Raw genomic sequence first — 17575 nt, 5'->3', positions numbered from 1 at the left:
TCGCAGTCCGTTACGACCCGATACCTGAGCGAGGGATGCCACGTCGGTGGCATACAGGGGTACGAGAGGAGGCCGCGGAACCTGACATGGCCGGCGCGGTCGCTCGGATCGGAGGCTTCGGCAGCGTCTGGCCGCGTCGCCCCAGTGGGACAGGCCGGCCGCCAGCGGCCGGGCAGCGGCCGGATGCGATAGGCAAGCGAACGCCCGCCGGATGTCAGGGGAGATCGGGGCGACCCGATCAGCCGCCGCAGCGCCGATCCCACTCCTCGCCGAGGCGGGTGCGCCAGGGCCGCATGACGCCGGCGGCGGTTCGCGCCGCGGCGAAGTTCGCACGCGCCGGCGGCGAGGGGTCGAGCCGGCACTGCGCGTAGGCCAGCGCAAGGGCATGGAAGCGCAGGCTGGCGCGTTCGTTCGCGGAAAACTTCCGCGTCGCAGCGGTGTCGTGGCGGACGATGGCTTGCAGGGTGCGCACCGCCTCGTGCAGGGCTCCGGCCGTCGCCTCGTCGCCGGCTGGCCTGCGGTCGGCGTCGGCGACCAGGGCGAGCGCACGCAGTCCGGCGCCGGCGTGGCGCCTGGGGCTGGACGGCGGCAGGGTCGCCTCGTCGATGCGGGACAACTCGGCGAACAACGGCTGCGCCGCCTGCGGCTGGCGTTCGATCACCTCAAGCAAAGCCTGCACGAATACGGCATGGGCCAGGAACGAATCGGTCGGGCCGAAATGCTCGCGCGATTCGCGCAGCACCTCGTTCATCAGGCTGCGCGCTTCCGCCAGCCGCGCCTGGTCGATCAGCGCCACCGCGATCACGCGACGCAGGATCAGCCCGTCGGCGCGGTCGCGGATGCCGCAGGGGCCGATCATCGCGAAGGCGCGGCGCAAACGCCGCTCCGCTTCGACCGGCCGGTGCTCGTCGATGTCCAGCATCGCCAGGTTGGCCAGCGCGCCGTAATGCGCGCGGCAGGCCGGCGGGCGCCGCAGCGCAGGCGCGGTCAGGCGCAGCACTTCGGCGTAAGCGCTGCGCGCCGCGCCGGTGTCCTCGCGGCCGCTGGCCAGGTTGGCGCGCGCCAGTTCGAGATTGGTCCGCAGGTCGGGATCGCGCGGCACGATCCGCGCCGCTTCGGCGATGGCGGTCCGCAACTCGCGCTCGGCGTCCGCGTCGCGCTGCAGGTGGTGCAGGTAGCCGACGCGCCGCCAGCGGGTCTTGACCAGGGTTTCGCGATCCGCTTCCGGATGCGCCTGCCACAGCGCGATGGCCGCGGCCGCGGCGCGCTCGGCGTCCGGCTCGCGACCGAGGTAACTCGATGCGCGCGCGTTCGCGGCCAACAGCGATGCGCGCACCAGCGGGTCGCGCTTGCGGTCGGCCATCAGTTCTTCGAGGCTGCCCGCCATCAACGCCCGCGCCGAGACTTCGCCGCTGGTGGTCTCGCGCGGCCGGGCCTGCTTGAACAGATCGACGAAGTATTCCGCGGTCGCCGCCGCTTGCTCGCGCTGCGACTCGGCCCTGGCTTGCGCGGCCGCGGCCTGGTCGCGGGCGATGCGGGTGCGCTCGAGCTCGTCGCCGAGCCGGGCGACATGATAGATGGCCATGCCGCTGGCGAGCAGCAGCATCGCCGCCGTGGCGGCCAGAGCCGGCCAATGCCGGCGCAGCGCCCGCCGCCAGCGGTAGGCCCGATCGTCGCCGCGCGCCTGCACCGGCCGCTGCTCCGACCAACGCTGCAGGTCCTCGGCCAGGGCCGCCGCGCTGCGATAGCGCTGCTGCGGCGCCTGCGCGGTGGCCTGGGCGACGATGCAGTCGAGGTCGCCGCGCAGGCGCGCCGCCAGGCGCTCCGGCGTGGTCGCCCGCTCGCCTGCGACCGCCTGCGCCGCCGCGGCATCGCGCCCGCGCAGCGCGTCGAAGGCCTGGGCAAGCCGCATCGGCGACGCCCCGGGCGCGGGCAAGTCGTCGCACAACAGCACCCGCAGCAGCATGCCGAGCTGATAGACGTCGGTCGCGGTGGTGACCGGGCGCCCGTCGCGCTGTTCCGGCGCCGCCCAGGCCGGGGTCATCGCCAGGGTCTGGGCCTGCTCGGGGTCGGCCTCGTCGAGCAGTTTGGCGATACCGAAGTCGAGCAGCTTGGCCTGGCCGGCCTCGTCGACCAGGACGTTGGCCGGCTTGAGATCGCGATGCACGATCAGGGCGCGATGGGCGAAGTCGACCGCGGCGCAAACCTGTCGCACTAGCGCGACGCGTTGCTCGATCGTCGCCGACCGCGCCGCGCACCAGCGAGTGATCGGCTCGCCGCGTACCAGCTCCATCGCTAACCAGGGCTGGCCCGCCTCGGTCACCCCGCCGTCGTACAGCTGGGCGATGCCGGCGTGCTGCAAGCGAGCGAGCACCTGGCGCTCGCGCAGGAAGCGCTCGGTCAAGGGCACGAAATTGTTCCAGATGCGTTTCAGCGCGACCTCGCGCTCGAACGCGCCATCGCAGCGTTCGGCACGGAACACCTCGCCCATGCCGCCGCGGCCGATCCGTTCGATCAGCCGATAGGGACCGATCTGCGCTCCGGTCGCCTCGCCTTGCGGCGATGCCGCAGTCGGATCGAAATCGGCTTGCGATTCCTCGACCTGGGCCAGCAGCGCTCGGACTCGCACGAGCAGCGCCTCGTCGCCTGCGCAGGCCTGCGCAAGCAAGCGCTCGCGTTGCGCCGGAGCGGCGTCGAGAATTCTGCGGAACAGCTGCAGGGCGCGGCGATCGAGCGATGAGTCGTCGGAGGTCATACGGAAGCTCTGGCGTGGGGGCGCAGAAGACAACGCGAAGCGCCGCCGCGACCTGCCATCACTCGGACAAACGATCGCGCAGCCAGGCGCGCGCCGCGGCCCAGTCGCGATAGACCGTGCGCTCCTCCACCTCGAGCAAGCGCGCGACCTCGGCCACGCTCAGCCCGGTGAAATAGCGCAGTTCGACCACCTGGGCCATGCGTTCGTCGAGCCGGGCCAACTCGTCCAGCGCCGCGTCGAGTTCCGGCAACAAGGTGCGCTCCGGAATCGGCAGGTCGAGCGCGCAGGCGAAATCGTCGCGCCGCCAGGCGCCGCCGTGCTTGTCGCAGGCCGCGCGCCGCGCGCGGTCGACCAACAACTGCCGCATGATTCGCGCCGCGGTATTGAACAGATGCGCGCGGCTGCCCAGGCACTGCGGCCGATCGCTACCGAGCAGACGCACGAACACATCGTTGACCAACGCCGTCGGCTGCAGAGTGTCGTGCCCGCGATGGCCGTACAGCTCGCGCCGCGCGATGCCGCGCAGATCGGCATAGACCAAGGGCAGCAAGGCATCGAGCGCCTTGGCATCGCCCGCGCCCCAACGCTGCAGCAACTCGGTAATATCGCCCTGTTGCGAGCCAAACGTCGTCCCCTCATCGCTAGGCGGGGCCAACCCGGCCGCGTCGACCGCGACCCCGTTCGCCACCGCTATTCGCGGCGACTCCAACAACTCCAAACCCGCCATAGCCGAGGTCCATCTCTGTCCTGCCCCCTACGACTAACGCAGTCCGCGGCCGGATGAGGACGCGGAGCGGATCGATCATTGGCAATAACGAGCAGCGACGGTGTGGCGGTGTATGTTCAAGGGTCTGATGATCGAGCTTGCGCTGCCGGCGCCAGCCGCAAACGCATGCACACCGCCGATGCCGGGCACAGCGAGCGGAATTCGGCGCTGCGCTGGACGCTGGCCGGGGCGGCGGCGCGGTCGATGACGGCGTAGCCCCGGCGGGCGAAGAAGGCTTCGGCGGTCTGGGTCAGCAACACCAGTTGATGCAGGCCGCGCGCTCGCGCGTCGGTTTCCAGCGAGCCGGCCAGGGCGTGACCGATGCCGCGATGGCGCGCCTGCGGCACGACCGCCAGGGAGCGCAACAGGCCGGCTTCCTCGAAGACCTCGATGCCGACCGCGCCGAGCATCGCCCCGTCGCCGTCGACGGCGATGCGGAACTCGACCGCAGCGCTGTCGAGGTCGTCGACCGGCAGGCCGGCGGCGATCAGCAAGGCGCGCACGGCGGCGGTTTCGCCGGGGGCGAGGCTACGTATCGTCGTCATCGTGGGCTCTTCGCAGGCGCAGGGGCCTGCGTATCTTCGCCGATCGCCCGGCCGGCTTCACGACACCCGGCGTCCTTCGGCGTCGATCACGACTTTGCCGTCTTCCTTGCTGAAAGGCCGGGTGATCGGCGGCAGCAGGTCGAGCACGAGTTCGGAGGGGCGACACAGGCGCACGCCCAGCGGGCTGACCACGAAGGGGCGGTTGATCAGGATCGGCTCGCGCAGCATCGCTTCAATCAGGGCATCGTCCGACAGCGTGGTATCGTCGAGGCCGCGCTCGACATAAGGCGGTACGTTCTGGCGCATGGCCTCGCGCACACCGAGGCCGGCGGCGGCGATCAGCTCGACCAGGGCCGCGCGCGAAGGCGGGTCCTGCAGGTATTCGATCACGGTCGGCTCGATGCCGGCGTGGCGGATCAGGGCCAGGGTGTTGCGCGAGGTGCCGCAGGCAGGGTTGTGGTAGATGGTGACGTCCATGGGCTCAGCTCTCGTTGGATGCGCAGGCGCTGCCGCAGCACGCGGACGGCGGGGAGAGATCGACAGCGATGTTGTTGGAGGTGTCGGTATCGTTGTCGGACTCTGCATCGTTCGCTGCGCGCTCGGCCGCGGCGGCTGCCGGCGGCGTCGCCGCGCCGGAAGCCAAGGCCAGCGCTTGCGCGGCGAGGTCGCCCTTGCGCTCGCTGTAACGGCTGCCGAGATAGTCGCTGCGGTCGCGCACCAGCAAGGTGAACTTGAACAGCTCTTCCATCACGTCGACGATGCGGTCGTAGTACGGCGAGGGCTTCATGCGCCCGTGCTCGTCGAATTCCTGCCAGGCCTTCGGCACCGAGGACTGGTTCGGGATGGTGATCATGCGCATCCAGCGGCCGAGCACGCGCAGCGCGTTGACGACGTTGAACGACTGCGAGCCGCCGCAGACCTGCATGACCGCGAGGGTGCGGCCCTGGGTCGGGCGCACGCTGCCCTCTTCCAGCGGCAACCAGTCGATCTGGTTCTTGAACACCGCGGTCGGGCTGCCGTGGCGCTCCGGACTGACCCAGACCTGGCCCTCGGACCACAGCGACCACTCGCGCAGCTGCCGCACCTTAGGGTGGTCGGCGCTGACGCTGTCTAGGATCGGCAGTTCGTGCGGATCGAACACCCGGGTCTCGGCACCGAAGTGGCGCAGGATCCGCTCGGCCTCGAGCGCGGCCTTGCGGCTGAAAGATTGCGGCCGCAGCGAGCCGTACAGGATCAGGATCCGCGGCGGGTGGGTCGCCCCGCTGAGCGCGAGTTTGCCGAGGTCGGGCAGGTCAACGGCGGCGCTGACGAGGTTGGGCAGTTGGGTCATGGGGGGCAGCTTGAGGTCGAGATATTCTTCTACTATTCTGGAATTATGGAAATCAATCAAGCCACCAGCGCTCTGGCCGCTCTTGGCCAGCCCACCCGCCTGGCGATCTTCCGCCTGCTGGTCGAGGCCGGGCCGGCCGGGCGCATGGCCGGCGAGATCGCCGAGGCCCTGGCGCTGCCGGGCGCGACCCTGTCGTTCCACCTCAAGGAGCTCAGCGCCGCCGGGCTGGTCCGGGGCGAGCCGCAGGGCCGCTGCATTTGTTACCGCGCCGACTTCGGCGCCATGAACGGCCTGATCGAATTCCTCACCCGCAACTGCTGCGGCGGCGAGCCGCAGCAGTGCGCGCCGTCCGCCTGCGATGCGCGGGCGGGAGGGCGTGCGAATCCGACCCAGGCGCTGCTCGGCTGAACTAGCGACCGCGACATTTCCGATGGCAGCTGACGCGGCTCTTCAAATCGAACCGCTCAGATCGAACCGCCGGAACCACACGGCGATCGTCGCGATGACGGCGGTGCCGGGCGACAGGCCGCGACACGAGCGAGCTGGTCTACCCGGGAGTGGGCTGGTGCGAAGCGCGCGCCTGAGCCGCAGGCGCGCGTGAACACGGAACCGCCTGCGCGCCCGGGCCGATGATGGCCGCGGGCGCGCATCCGCCTCAGGCGGCGCGACGCCGGGCGAGTTCGGATTCGAACGCGGCGCGCGCCGCGCCGGAAATCATCCGGGCACGCGTCCACGCTGCTTCCGCCGCGGACGCGGCCTGCGGCCACGACAGCGTCGAGCCGGAACAGATCTGCTGATAGCGCGCTTCCAGTTCGGGCACCACGTCGTCGAAGACGAGGCCCGGATTCTCGATCTGCGCGGTAATGCCGAGATAGATCGCCGGTGCGTAATCCTCGAACCGGGTGCCATCGCGGTAAAACGCCGCGTGACGATAGTTCAACGCCCAGTAGCTCAACGGCAGTGTCGTAGCGTCCACGGAAGGTTTCTTGGTCATGGTGCAAGGCTCCGGTCAGGTCGAAGCCCCCTGTGCGCGGCACGATAATCGATGCGGCGCCGAAGTTTATGACCGTTCGTTCATAGGCTTGCCGAAGACCTTAGTCGCGCACGCTCCGATTGTGATCGGCCACACGCTTCAACATCGCGTTAACGCCGCCGATGAAATGCTGAGCGTGACTGCAACGCTGGACTCCGCAACGCGCCTGTCGATCGCAGCGTCGCGGCTGCACGCGAACGGATCATCCATGACAGCGGCCGACGGATAGCCGACAGACAGCCCGCCGCCCCGGTTCGCGGAGCTCGCCATGTGGGACCCCGACAAGTACCTCGACTTCGCCGATCTGCGCGGCCGGCCGTTCTTCGATCTGATCGCACGCGTACGCGTCGAACGTCCGCGGCGCGTGGCCGACCTCGGCTGCGGCCCGGGCAATCTGACCCGCGCGCTCGCCGCACGTTGGCCTGAGGCCGCACTCGAAGCCAGCGACAACTCGCCGGAGATGGTGCAGGCGGCGCAAGCGGCCGGCATCGCAGCCGAATTGCGCGATGTGCGCGATTGGGTGCCGCGACCGGACACCGACGTGGTGGTCTCCAATGCGGTCCTGCAATGGGTGCCCGGGCACCGCGAACTGTTGCGCCGTTGGACGCGCGAACTGCCCGCCGGCGCATGGATCGCGATCCAGGTGCCGGGCAATTTCGATGCGCCCTCGCATAGGCTGGTGCGCGAGCTGGCGGCCAACACGGCGTGGGCGCCGCTGCTGGGCGCGGTGGGACTGCGCGAAGGCGACTCGGTCGACTCGCCGTGCGCCTATGCCGAACTGTTGGCGGCGCAGGACTGCGAGGTCGACGCCTGGGAGACCACCTACGTGCAACGGCTGTCCGGCCCGGACGCGGTGCTGGAATGGATCAGCGGCACCGCACTGCGGCCGATCCGTGCCGCGCTCGACGGCGCCGACTGGCAGCGCTTTCGCGCCGAGCTCGCGCCGCGGCTCGACCGCGCCTATCCGCCGCGCGGCGACGGCAGCACCTGGTTCGAATTCCGCCGCATCTTCGTGGTCGCGCGCACCGCGCAGCGTTGATCTCGCCGGCCTGCAACAGCCTGCGTCGGCCGATGGAAAATCGCCCCGCGGCCATCCTTGCCGCGGGACGCGGGGTTGGCCTATAAAGCTCGGCCGCCAAATTTGTGGGTGTATTGCAGAAAGACCTGGCGGCCGACGGCATCGAACCAGGACACGTCGTAATACGGGTAGCTGCTGTAGGTCGGGTCTTTCGGCGGCAGCTTGTCGAACACGTTGGTCACCGCCAGCGACACCTGGGCGTGGTCGCTGAAGCGGTAGCGCAGCGAGGCGTTGTAGCGGTAGGTCGCGCCGATCCAGGCGCCGGCCTCGCCGCCGGGCTCGTAGACCTCGTTGTAGGAATCCCCGCTCGGCAACCGGCCCAGGCGTTCGCCGTGCACGGTCGCCGCCCAGCGATCCTTCTCCCAGCTCACGCTGGCGCTGGCCTTGGTGCGCGGAATGTCGAAGCCGCTGTTGACCGCGAACTGGTCTTCGACGCGGTCGCCGGCGTATTGCTGGCTGTCGTGTTCGCGCACCCAGGTGTAGCTGCCGCCCAGGCGAAAGGCGCCCAGGCCGGTGTCGAGACGGTAATGAGTGCTGAAATCGACGCCGCTGGTGCGTTCGCGGGCGATGTTGATCGGGTTGACGTAGACGCCGTACAGCTTGCCGTCGCCGGAGCGCCGGACCCGCGTCAGCGCATCGGCGCAGGTCGGCGAGCCCGTATCGACCGCGCTGCCGTCGGCGCGGCTGCCGAGGCGGCAGCCGGCCTCGTCGCGCAGCACGTCGTCGATGCGCAGGTCCTGGACCTGGTCGCTCAGGTCGATGTCGAAGTAGTCGACCGAGAAATCCAGGTTCGGGCGCGGCGACCAGACCACGCCGGCGGTCCACGAGGCGCTGGTTTCCGGCTCCAGCTTGCGGTTGCCGCTGCGGGTGACGATCACGTTCTCGTCGCCGTAGGAGCAATCGTTGAGGTCGCTGTCGGGCTCTTCGCTGCGGCAGCGGTAATGGTCGATGCCGCTCGCCTCCAGATTGCCTTCGCCGGCGAACACGTAATGCAGGTCGGGCGCGCGGAACGCGGTGCCGTAGGAGCCGCGCAGCAGCAGTGCGTCGAATGGCCGCCACTCCAGGCCGGCGCTGTAGGTGAATTTGTCGATGTCGTGGCCGCCGTAGCGGTATTGGTCGTAACGGCCGGCGACGCTGAGGTTCAGGCGATCGTGCAAGGGCAAGCGCAATTCGCCCGCCGCCGCCCAGCGGTCGCGGCTGCCGTGGCCGTCGGAATCGCGCCAGCTGTAATAGTGGTAGCCGGTCGCGAGCGGGTCGGGGCGCAAGTCGTAGCTCTGGTTGCCGAGTTCGAGCGCGCCGGCGAAACCGACCGCGCCGGCCGGCAGGGCGAACAGCTCGGTGTTGGTCACGGTCAGCGACAGCGCGTCGGTGCGCGACTTCGGCCGATAAGTCGAACGCGCGCCGATCGCCTCGTACTCCTGCCGGCCCAATGGCCGGTACAGGCGCTCGGGGTCGGCGTCGAAGATCGCGAAACCGTCATCGTCGACCCCGAGCTGCGGGCCGAGAAACAGCTCGTTGGCGCGCGAGGCGACGATCTGCGGCCAGCTGATCGTCGATCGGTATTGCGAATGGCTCAGCGCAGCTTCCCAGTCCCAGGCCTCGCCGAAGCGGCCCTTGAACCCGGTGGCGAGGCTGAAAGTTCGCTGGCGGTTGCGGATCATGCCGCGGTCCAGCCCGCCCATTTCCTCGGGCGAGAACTGGCGCTGCCAGTACTCGAGCTGGTCGGTGGCGCGGTTGTGGAAGTAACCGGCCTCGTTGCCGTCGGGCGCCTGGTAACTCCATTCGGTGACGTCGCGGTACATCGACAGCTCGTGATAGCCCAACTGCACATCGGCGAACCACTCGCTGTGGTCGCCGAAGGCATAGCTCAACGAGGCATAGGCGTTGAGGCCTTCGCGCTGGTTGATCATGGTGCCGTAACCGATCGACGCGTCGCTGCCGCAGTAATGGCCGGTTTCGCCGTCCGGCCCCCAGCCCGGCCGCGAGGCGCGGTAGGTCGTGCCTGCGTTGAGCGAAGCCAGCGGCTCGCAGGCGGCGCCGGGGTCGAGGTATTCGTCGTACCAATTGGTGCGCAGGAACGCGCGGCGCGCGGCGCGGGTGCTCGCGGTCGGCGCGTCCCGGGTCGAGTCCTGGATCGAGCGCTCGTAGGCCCACAGCGGGTTCTGCACCTGCAACTCGAAGCCGTAGACCGCGTCGAAGCGCTCGCGGCTGTAACCGCTGGAGACACTGAGGTTGAACGACTCGCTGCCGCCGCGGGTGCTGTCGCCGAGGCGGACATCGACGGTGGTGCCGTCGGCGTGCTTCTTGAGAATGAAGTTGACCACGCCGGAGATCGCGTCCGAACCGTAGATCGCCGAGGCGCTGCCGGTCAGGATCTCGATCCGGTCGACCATGCCGAGCGGAATGTTGGAGATGTCGGTGAAGTTGCTGCGGCCCTTGAACGGCATCGGGAAGTCGGCGATGCGGCGGCCGTTGACCAGCACCAGGGTGTGGTTCGGGCCGAGCCCGCGCAGGTCGACCTGCTGTGCGCCCGGCGAGAAGTCGGCGGCGCTGGCCGACTGCTGGCTCTGGGTCTCGCCACCGTTCTGGGTCATCGCCCGCAGTACGTCGGGCACGGTGGTGAAACCGTTGGCCTGGATCTCCTGCGCGGTCATCACCGTGATCGGCGCCGGACCCTCGATATGGCTGCGCGGGATACGCGAGCCGGTCACCTGCACACCCGCCAGCTCGGTCGCCGCCGTGGCCTCGACGATATCGGCGCCGCCCCCCATCGGCGCCAGCGAGGATTTGTCGCGCGGCTTCGGCGGCGGCGTCGGGTCCTTGACGATGACCATCGCCCCCGACGCATCGCGGCGCGCCACGTGGCCGCTGCCGAGCAGCAGACGGTCGAGCGCCGCCTCGGCGGTCATCGCCCCCCGCACACCGCGCGTGCGCAGCCCCTTCAAACGATCGGCCCGATAGACGAACTGCACTCCCGACTGCCTCGCCAACACATCCAGCGCCGACACCAGCTCCCCAGCCGGAATGTCGATCGCCTCCCGCTTCGCCGCGACCTGCGCCTGCGCGCACAACGCGGCCGTACAGGCCAGACTCAACCACCACACGCGCGCACTTCGCGGCATCGGGTTCCCCTCCCCATCGACGCCTTGCGGCGCCCATCGGGATATCAGGACGAACGAAGCCGGCAAATCCCGCACGCGCGGCGCGCCGGTACGGCGCCGGCTAGCGGCTGTGCAGGACGATCCGGTCCGGCTGGTGCTCGACCCGGACCGGCGTGACTTGTTCGAGCAGGCGCACGAACACTTCGGTGTTGGACCAGCGGAAGTTGCCGCCGACCCGCAACTCGCCCGCGGCGGCATCGCCGATCACGATCTTGCGCGCGTTATAGCGGTTGAACTCGACCGCGGCCGCGCTCAAGGGCGTGTCGCGGAACACCAGATAGCCGCGACGCCAATCGACCTGGCGCTCGGCGTCCTCAACCGAACCGATCCGCACCAGCACGCCGCTGCGGCTGGCGAAGGCGGTGCTGCCGGCCGGCAATACGCTGGTCGGCTGGCGGCGGCCGCCGACCGGTTCGGATTCGAGCCGCACCGTGCCCTCGGTGACTACGACGCGCAGGTCGCCGCCCTCGCGGCGTACCGAGAAGCGGGTGCCGACCGCGATCACCCGGCGCCCGCCGGCCACCACCGCGAACGGCCGCCGCGCATCCTTGGCCACATCGAAAAAAACCTCGCCCTGCTGCAGTTCGACCTGGCGCTCGAGGCGCGACAAGGCCACCTCGATGCGGCTGTCGCTGCTCAAAGTGGCCTGCGAACCGTCGGCCAGAGCCACGTCGCTGAGGTCGCCCATCGCGGTGCGGTACGAGGCTTGCTCGACCACCGCATACCGCTGCCAGCCCCACCACGATGCGATGCCGAGCAGCGCGACCATCGCCGCGGCGGCATAGCGCCAGCCGCGGCCGCCGCGCGCTGTCGCGCGGCGCGGCGCGAACACCAGCGCGTCGGCCTCTCGTGCGGTCGCGGCCTGGGGCGGCGACGGTTCTGCCGTGGCCTCGGCGCGCGAAGCCAGCAGATCGAAGCTGGAATGGCGCCATTGCCCGCGCGCCGGCGCGCCGTCGGAAACGGCGCCGGCGCCGAGCGCCTTGAGCCGGCCGCTCTGCGCCCAGGCCGCATCCAGGCGCAGGAACGCGACCCGGTGCGCGGTCGAAGCCGCGAGCCAGACGTCGAGCCCGGCCTGGTCCTCGGCCGACCAGTCGTCGCGGTCGCGCCGGACCAGCCATTGCGCGGCGTGGCGCTCAATCTGTCTGCTGCTTGCCATGTCCCGGCTCCTTGTCGGCCCGCGGCGCGCGCGACAGCTCGGTGCGCGAGGGCTCGCCGCCGTAGAAATACTCGGCGATCAGGCGCACCCCCTTGGCCATCTGCTTCTCCACGGTCTTCTCGCTGATGCCCAGGCGCTCGGCCACTTCCTTCTGCGACAACTCGTCGACCCGGCGCAACCACACCACTTCGCGGCAGCGATCGGGCAGGCGGTCGAAGGCTTCGGCGAGACGTTTGAGGATCTGCCGCGCGCCGAGCCGGCGCTCCGGACTGACCTCGTCTATCAAGACGTTCAGGGCCTCGAAATCACCCACCGGCTCGATCGACACCACCTTGCCGCGGCGCAGGCGGTCGGTCATCAGGTGGCGCGCGGTCGCGAACAGGAACGACTTGGGCTGGCTCGGCAAAGCCTTGCCGGCGGCCTCGTAGACGCGGACGTAGACCTCCTGGCGCAGGTCGTGCAGTTCGTCGCGGTGCGGCCAGTAACGCCGCAGCACATGCACCAGCGCCTCCTCGTGCACGAGGATCTCGCGGGCGAACCAGGCGTCGAGGGCGGCGTTCATGCGCCGACCTTAGCCGATTCCGCCGGCCATTCCGTAGCGGTCGCGGCGGCCGGTGTGCGGATTGCGTGCGCTGGCGCGATTCGACGACCCGGCATGGGGGAAAGCGTGTGTTGCTTCGTCTTGGCTCCTCATACCCGGCCGGAGTCGAACGATGCGTCTGTGGTCCCGCGGGTCCGTGCTGACTCGAACGCTGTGCCGAGGCCTGCTCGGCGCGATCCTGGCCGTTGCCGGCACCGGCGCCCTCGCCGCCGCCGACGACGACTCGCGCCGCGACGGTTATCGCTACTACCAGATCGGCGACCTCGCCGCGCCGCGGCCGGCGCCGACCCGACCGGGCGCGATGCTGGTCGGCGGCGGCGATTGGCCGTATCCGGCGTTCCGCTGGCTGATCGAACGCGCCGGCCACGGCCGGATCGTGATCCTGCGCGCGTCCGGCGGCATCGAGGCGCAGGACGAGTTCTTCAACGACATCGGCGGCATCACCGCGGCGCAAACCCTGGTGTTCGAGGATCGCCGCGCCGCCAGCGACCCGCGGGTGCTGGAGATCGTGCGCCAGGCCGACGGCATCTTCCTCGCCGGCGGCGATCAGTCCAACTACGTGCGCTATTGGCGGGGCACGCCGCTCAACCGTGCGCTCGACGCGCACGTGCGCGCCGGCAAGCCGATCGGCGGCACCAGCGCCGGCCTGGCGATTCTCGGCGCGCATGCCTATGGCGCGATGGACGGGGGCAGCCTGACCTCGGCCGACGCCTTGAACGATCCCGCAGGACCGCAGCTGACCGTTGTCGACGATTTCCTCCACCTGCCCTATCTCGAACGCGTCCTCACCGACAGCCATTTCGGCAAGCGTGAGCGGCTCGGCCGGCTGATCGCGATGCTGGCGCGGCTGGCGCAGGAGCGCGGCCGCGACGATCTGGTCGGCATCGGCGTCGACGAGTACACCGCGCTGTGCATCGACGGCGACGGCATCGGCCGGGTCTTCAGCGGCAACGGCGGCCACGCCTGGGTGGTGGGCCCGCAGCCGGCGGCCGAGGTCTATGCCGCGGGCCGGCCCTTGAGCCTGCGCGCGGTGCCGGTGCGCGGCATCGGCGCCGGCAGCGTGCTGCATCTGTCGGATTTCCGCGTCGAGCGCCCGGCCTTCTCCGCGCTTTATGATGTCGAGGCGGGGCGCCTGATCCGACGCGATGCGAACATAGCGCCGACGGCCTCTCCGTGATCCTTCCCGCCCTCGTCGTGGCCGCCCGGAGCCGAACATGAAGACCCCTTTGCGTCACACCTGTTTCGCCTGGCTGTTGCTCGGCTCGGCGTCGCTCGCGCACGCCGCCGACGCGCCGCCGGCGGCGAAGCCCAAGGCGGCCAAACCGGTGCTGGTGATCCACGGCGGCGCCGGCGTGGTGCGCGCCGGCATGAGCGCCGACGACGAAAGCGCCGCGCGCGCCGCGCTCGAGGAAGCCTTGCGCGCCGGCCATGCGCAGTTGAAGGCCGGCAAGCCGGCGCTGGACGCGGTCACCGCCGCGATCACCGTGCTCGAGGACGCGCCGATGTTCAACGCCGGGCGCGGCGCGGTATTCAATCACGATGGCCGGAACGAACTCGACTCGGCGGTGATGGACGGCGCCAGCCTGCGCGCCGGCGCGATCGCCGGGGTGCACCGGGTCAAGAACCCGATCCTGCTGGCGCGCACGGTGATGGAGGAGTCCAAGCACGTGATGATGGTCGGCGACGGCGCCGAAGCTTTCGCCCGCGAACAGGGCGTGCCCCTGGTCGACCCGTCGTATTTCCGCACCGAGAAGCGCTGGCAGCAATTGCAGAAGGCGCTCAAGGAAGAAGCCGCCGGCCAGGCCCACGCCGACCTGGAAACCGCCAAGCATTTCGGCACGGTCGGCGCGGTCGCGCTCGATGCCGACGGCCGCCTCGCCGCGGGCACCTCGACCGGCGGCATGACCAACAAGCGCTACGGCCGGGTCGGCGATTCGCCGATCATCGGCGCCGGCACCTATGCGAACGCGCGCTGCGCAGTGTCCGGCACCGGCTGGGGCGAGTACTACATCCGCGCGGTCGCCGCCTACGACATCTGTGCGCGCGTGCAGTACGCCGGGCAGAGCATCGGCGAGGCCGCCAAGGCGGTGATCAACGAGGCGATCCCGAAGGCCGGCGGCGACGGCGGCGCGATCGCGCTCGGCGCGGACGGCCGCTTCGCCCTGCCCTTCAACACCGAAGGCATGTACCGCGGCTGGATCGGCGCCGACGGCGTGCCGCACGTGGCGATCTACCAGGACGAAACCCTGGCGGAACCCGCGCAGACGCCCTGATCGCGGCGCCCGGTTTCGATCGAACGCGACGGCCTTGGCGGCCGTCGCGGCCCGCCCGCCGGACTCAGCGCGCAGCGATGCGCAATTGATTGACCATGACCTGCAGCTGATCCGGCGGCATGTCGTTGATCGCCTTGATGGTCTCTTCCGGCGTCATCGGCTTGCCGGTGCCCAGGCCGTCGCGCTTGCCGTATTCCATCATCAGCGGCACCACCGGGATCGACTGGTAATGTTCGTCCTCGCCGAGGTCGCCCATGATCCGCGCCGCGTCGGCGTCGAAGCCGGCGTTCTGCAGGAACTCCTGCGAGCCCTTGATCTTGGCGTCCTTGTCGCGAGTGTCGGCCAGGGCCGACTGGCCGAACACCGACACGCCGATCATCACCGCGCCGACGATCGCGCCGACCGGTCCGCTGGTCAGGGTCATCACCACGGTGCCGGTCGCGCCCAAGCCGTACAGCGCCGCTTCGGCTTCCTTGTAGGGGCGGTCGGACAGCAGGGCGTCGGCCATCTTGGCGATGTCGCCGGTGGCCGAAAGCAGGCCCAGCGCGCGGTTCCAGTTCTCGAAGCGCACGCCGGCGCGGGCGTGGCTGTCGACCAGCGCCGAATCGGCGTCGATCGGGATGCTGCCCGGGCGATGCATCAGATCGCGCACGTCCTTGGTCAGGCCCGCGGCGTCGGCGAAGGCGCCGACCGCATTGGCCCAGCCCGGGTCGCTGATCAGGTCGCTGCTCGACTTGGCGAAGGCCAGACCGGCCGCGGCCACTCCGAGCGAACGGAAGGTCACACCGGCCGGCTGGTCGGCGTTGAAGCCGTCGATGCCGGCGAGCGCCTGGTTGAACTGCTTGAGCTGGGCCTCCATCGCCGCGGTGTCGCCGGCCGGCACCGAGGTCAGGCCTTCGAGCGCGCGGATCGCTTCGCGGTATTGCTCCGAATCCTTGCCGAGCAGGCCGGCATAGCGCGTGCTCAGCGATTCGAGCTGGGTCTTGGCGTTGGCGATGCTGGCCGGGTCGGCCGAATCGAGATCGGAGAAGACCTTCAGCGCCGCCTGCTGGATGCCGTCGTTGGCCAGGCGCTTGAGATACTCGGCGCCTTCCTTCGACACCTTGGTGACGTCGAACAGCTTGGTCGCCGAATCGGCTTCGGCGCCGATCAGGAAATCGCGGTCGCGCGCGGCGGCCAGGCCGAAAGCCTGCAGCACCGAATCGCTATTGGCGATGTCCTGCAGTTCCTTTCCGAGATCCGGGTACGTCGCCTTGAGGTTCTCGGGCAAGGCATTCAAGCCGCCCAGGGTGTCCTTGAGCACGTTCGCGTTCGCGGTCAGGCGGTCTTCGAGGCCGTGGAATTTCTCCAGCCAGCCCGGATCGGTCTTGCCCTTGTCGGCCAGGTATTTGTCGACCGCCTGCGAGATCGCTTCCGGCGGCAGGCCTTCGGAATACTTCAACAGGCGGCCTAGCTCGCCCATCATCGACTGGTATTCCTTCAGGTCGGCATCGATCTTGCCCTGCAGCAACTCGGCGCCGTGGCTGATGCCGCGCAGGAACACCCCAGCCTGCTCGTTCAGGCCCTGGCTCTTGAGCTGCTGGGCCATCTCCAGCGCGAGCGCCGGGCTGGCGCCGTCGCGGATCGCATTGGAGATGTTTTCCGAGAACGGCACCCACTGCCCGCGCAGCGCCTCGGGATTGGCCAGGTACATGGTGGCGATGTCGGCGCGCATGCGCTTGCCGTCCTCGCCGTCGCCGAGCGCGCCGACTACCCGCGCCATGTCGGCGTAGGAACTGCCGCCGAACTTCTCGCCGGCGTACATCGGCTTGACCTGGACGATGCGCATGACCGTATCGATGTTCTGCGTCACCACCGCATTGGCGAGCTCGGGCGGCAGGCCATCGACCAGCTCGGCCAGGCGCTTGGCCGCCTCGTCGGCCGGCACGCGCTGCTCGCGCGGATCGTCGCTGTTGAAGTCCGCGTACGGCGCCGAGACATAAGGCTCGACCTTGTCGTTGAGCAACCGGCCCAGCTCCGGGCTGGTCGCCAGGCGCGCCTGCGCTTCCGGCGACATCGAGGCCCACTGCGACTTCAGGATCGACATCGTCGACTTGGCGTCGCCGCCGCCGGACACCATCAGCGCGAAGTCGACTTCGTGGTCGATGCTGATGTCCTTGACCGTGGCCTTGATGCTCGCCTGCGCGGCCGGATCGTCGGCGTAGCGCGCGGCGATGCTGTCGCCGTACGACGCGATCGCCTTGGTGTCGTAAACCGCGCCGGTCGGGCGCGCATCGAGCTCGACCTGGAAACGCGCCTGCATCTCGGCCTGGATCGCCGACTTCAACTCGGCCCGGGTCTGCGGCGTGGACTGCTGGCTGTCGGCCTTGAGCGCGGTATCGACGCGCTGCGCTTGCGGCGACAGCGCCGGCTTGTCGGCCTGGGCCGGCGCGGCGGCGTAGACCACCGGATCGGCCTGGCCGTCGTGCGCGGGCGGCAACTGCAGCTGCGTGTCCGGATACAGCGCTTCCCAGTTCACCACCTGCGGGTTGGCGTCCTTGATGCCTTGTTCGTAGACCTCCTGCGGCACCGTGCCGCGGTGCTGCGCGGCGATTTCGGGCAGGGTCTCGTGGCGCTGGACCACGTGCACCGGCGCGGCCGGCTGGGTCGCCAGTTGCTGCACCGCGCGGGAAACGGAATCGAGGAAATTGATGAAGCTCATGATGGGGGCCGCTCGGGTTCGGGCGAAAGTCGTTTGGCGGAAAACGTAACATCGCCGCTGCGCCGGCGAACGCTAGGGCGGCCCCTAGGAGGGTGTTCGGCCGCTGCGGCACGCGCGCCGGGCACCGGGCCTGCAAGGCCTCGCAACGCAGCGCAAGAGATGCCCGCGCGGATCGG

The 17575-nt window shown here is 69.9% G+C and carries 15 protein-coding genes; 5 read left to right on the top strand and 10 right to left on the bottom strand.

Features of this window, described 5'->3' with window-relative positions; all coding sequences use genetic code 11:
- Positions 1–238: 238 nt before the first annotated feature.
- The 5 genes from AC6CH2_RS21155 to arsH all read right to left on the bottom strand — a co-directional run bounded on the left by AC6CH2_RS21155 (position 239) and on the right by arsH (position 5396).
- Entirely contained in the window at positions 239–2755 is a 2517-nt protein-coding gene (locus AC6CH2_RS21155) for a serine/threonine-protein kinase (RefSeq protein ID WP_498270937.1), read from the bottom strand.
- 58 nt (positions 2756–2813) lie between these two features.
- Complete coding sequence (locus AC6CH2_RS21150; protein ID WP_498270936.1) at positions 2814–3482, bottom strand: ECF-type sigma factor; 669 nt, start codon at positions 3480–3482, stop codon at positions 2814–2816.
- Between the two features lie 116 nt (positions 3483–3598).
- Complete coding sequence (gene arsN2, locus AC6CH2_RS21145; protein ID WP_498270935.1) at positions 3599–4066, bottom strand: arsenic resistance N-acetyltransferase ArsN2; 468 nt, start codon at positions 4064–4066, stop codon at positions 3599–3601.
- 57 nt (positions 4067–4123) lie between these two features.
- Positions 4124–4543 (bottom strand): arsenate reductase (glutaredoxin), encoded by a 420-nt coding sequence (gene arsC / locus AC6CH2_RS21140; RefSeq protein ID WP_498270934.1) that lies wholly within the window; start codon positions 4541–4543, stop codon positions 4124–4126.
- Between the two features lie 4 nt (positions 4544–4547).
- Positions 4548–5396, bottom strand: a complete 849-nt coding sequence (arsH, locus tag AC6CH2_RS21135) for an arsenical resistance protein ArsH (protein WP_498270933.1) — start codon at positions 5394–5396, stop codon at positions 4548–4550.
- Between the two features lie 45 nt (positions 5397–5441).
- Between arsH and AC6CH2_RS21130 the strand changes: the two genes are divergently transcribed.
- Positions 5442–5804, top strand: coding sequence for an ArsR/SmtB family transcription factor (locus AC6CH2_RS21130; RefSeq protein ID WP_498270932.1), 363 nt, complete (start codon positions 5442–5444; stop codon positions 5802–5804).
- Positions 5805–6051: 247 nt separating this feature from the next.
- Here the strand turns inward: AC6CH2_RS21130 and AC6CH2_RS21125 are convergent, their stop codons facing one another.
- The gene (locus AC6CH2_RS21125; RefSeq protein ID WP_498270931.1) at positions 6052–6390 is read right to left on the bottom strand and encodes a hypothetical protein; all 339 of its coding nucleotides are present in this window, start codon (positions 6388–6390) and stop codon (positions 6052–6054) included.
- On the opposite strand from AC6CH2_RS21125, the gene AC6CH2_RS21120 reads away from it, so the two are divergent.
- Both AC6CH2_RS21120 and AC6CH2_RS21115 read left to right on the top strand, forming a co-directional pair.
- On the top strand, positions 6389–6658 hold the full coding sequence (locus AC6CH2_RS21120; RefSeq protein WP_498270930.1) for a hypothetical protein: 270 nt from the start codon (positions 6389–6391) through the stop codon (positions 6656–6658). The two genes, AC6CH2_RS21125 and AC6CH2_RS21120, sit on opposite strands and share 2 nt — an antisense overlap.
- Before the next feature lie 39 nt (positions 6659–6697).
- Positions 6698–7468 (top strand): trans-aconitate 2-methyltransferase, encoded by a 771-nt coding sequence (locus AC6CH2_RS21115; protein WP_498270929.1) that lies wholly within the window; start codon positions 6698–6700, stop codon positions 7466–7468.
- Between the two features lie 80 nt (positions 7469–7548).
- On the opposite strand, the gene AC6CH2_RS21110 is transcribed toward AC6CH2_RS21115, so the two are convergent.
- From AC6CH2_RS21110 to AC6CH2_RS21100, 3 genes are all read right to left on the bottom strand, one after another.
- Positions 7549–10341: a TonB-dependent receptor gene (locus AC6CH2_RS21110; protein WP_498271031.1), complete on the bottom strand. Its 2793-nt coding sequence runs from the start codon at positions 10339–10341 to the stop codon at positions 7549–7551.
- 388 nt (positions 10342–10729) lie between these two features.
- The gene (locus AC6CH2_RS21105) at positions 10730–11824 is read right to left on the bottom strand and encodes a FecR family protein (RefSeq protein ID WP_498270928.1); all 1095 of its coding nucleotides are present in this window, start codon (positions 11822–11824) and stop codon (positions 10730–10732) included.
- A complete protein-coding gene (locus tag AC6CH2_RS21100; protein WP_498270927.1) occupies positions 11802–12386 on the bottom strand; it encodes an RNA polymerase sigma factor in 585 nt (194 codons plus the stop codon). The genes AC6CH2_RS21105 and AC6CH2_RS21100 overlap by 23 nt, the downstream gene beginning before the upstream one ends.
- 151 nt (positions 12387–12537) lie before the next feature.
- Here AC6CH2_RS21100 and AC6CH2_RS21095 point away from each other — a divergent pair, with 151 nt between their 5' ends.
- Entirely contained in the window at positions 12538–13602 is a 1065-nt protein-coding gene (locus AC6CH2_RS21095; RefSeq protein WP_498270926.1) for a cyanophycinase, read from the top strand.
- Positions 13603–13639: 37 nt separating this feature from the next.
- The gene (locus AC6CH2_RS21090) at positions 13640–14698 is read left to right on the top strand and encodes an isoaspartyl peptidase/L-asparaginase family protein (protein ID WP_498270925.1); all 1059 of its coding nucleotides are present in this window, start codon (positions 13640–13642) and stop codon (positions 14696–14698) included.
- A gap of 64 nt (positions 14699–14762) precedes the next feature.
- Here the strand turns inward: AC6CH2_RS21090 and AC6CH2_RS21085 are convergent, their stop codons facing one another.
- Positions 14763–17399 carry a LysM peptidoglycan-binding domain-containing protein gene (locus AC6CH2_RS21085; RefSeq protein ID WP_498270924.1) on the bottom strand — a complete coding sequence of 879 codons (2637 nt, stop codon included), beginning with the start codon at positions 17397–17399 and terminating at the stop codon, positions 14763–14765.
- Positions 17400–17575 lie beyond the last annotated feature (176 nt).

The sequence above is a fragment of the Lysobacter sp. GQ73 genome (assembly GCF_059758755.1).
The sequence above is the reverse complement of the archived record's forward strand: the minus strand, read 5'-3'. Positions and strand labels throughout refer to the sequence as shown.

Excerpts from the sequence above, each read along its gene's own strand:
- AC6CH2_RS21090 (WP_498270925.1), top strand. The coding sequence starts at position 13,640 with ATGAAGACCCCTTTGCGTCACACCTGTTTCGCCTGGCTGTTGCTCGGC.
- AC6CH2_RS21100 (WP_498270927.1), bottom strand. The coding sequence starts at position 12,386 with ATGAACGCCGCCCTCGACGCCTGGTTCGCCCGCGAGATCCTCGTGCAC.
- AC6CH2_RS21125 (WP_498270931.1), bottom strand. The coding sequence starts at position 6,390 with ATGACCAAGAAACCTTCCGTGGACGCTACGACACTGCCGTTGAGCTAC.
- AC6CH2_RS21110 (WP_498271031.1), bottom strand. The coding sequence starts at position 10,341 with ATGGTCATCGTCAAGGACCCGACGCCGCCGCCGAAGCCGCGCGACAAA.
- AC6CH2_RS21120 (WP_498270930.1), top strand. The coding sequence starts at position 6,389 with ATGGTGCAAGGCTCCGGTCAGGTCGAAGCCCCCTGTGCGCGGCACGAT.
- AC6CH2_RS21155 (WP_498270937.1), bottom strand. The coding sequence starts at position 2,755 with ATGACCTCCGACGACTCATCGCTCGATCGCCGCGCCCTGCAGCTGTTC.
- AC6CH2_RS21150 (WP_498270936.1), bottom strand. The coding sequence starts at position 3,482 with ATGGCGGGTTTGGAGTTGTTGGAGTCGCCGCGAATAGCGGTGGCGAAC.
- arsN2 (WP_498270935.1), bottom strand. The coding sequence starts at position 4,066 with ATGACGACGATACGTAGCCTCGCCCCCGGCGAAACCGCCGCCGTGCGC.
- AC6CH2_RS21085 (WP_498270924.1), bottom strand. The coding sequence starts at position 17,399 with ATGAGCTTCATCAATTTCCTCGATTCCGTTTCCCGCGCGGTGCAGCAA.
- AC6CH2_RS21115 (WP_498270929.1), top strand. The coding sequence starts at position 6,698 with ATGTGGGACCCCGACAAGTACCTCGACTTCGCCGATCTGCGCGGCCGG.
- AC6CH2_RS21130 (WP_498270932.1), top strand. The coding sequence starts at position 5,442 with ATGGAAATCAATCAAGCCACCAGCGCTCTGGCCGCTCTTGGCCAGCCC.
- arsC (WP_498270934.1), bottom strand. The coding sequence starts at position 4,543 with ATGGACGTCACCATCTACCACAACCCTGCCTGCGGCACCTCGCGCAAC.
- AC6CH2_RS21095 (WP_498270926.1), top strand. The coding sequence starts at position 12,538 with ATGCGTCTGTGGTCCCGCGGGTCCGTGCTGACTCGAACGCTGTGCCGA.
- arsH (WP_498270933.1), bottom strand. The coding sequence starts at position 5,396 with ATGACCCAACTGCCCAACCTCGTCAGCGCCGCCGTTGACCTGCCCGAC.
- AC6CH2_RS21105 (WP_498270928.1), bottom strand. The coding sequence starts at position 11,824 with ATGGCAAGCAGCAGACAGATTGAGCGCCACGCCGCGCAATGGCTGGTC.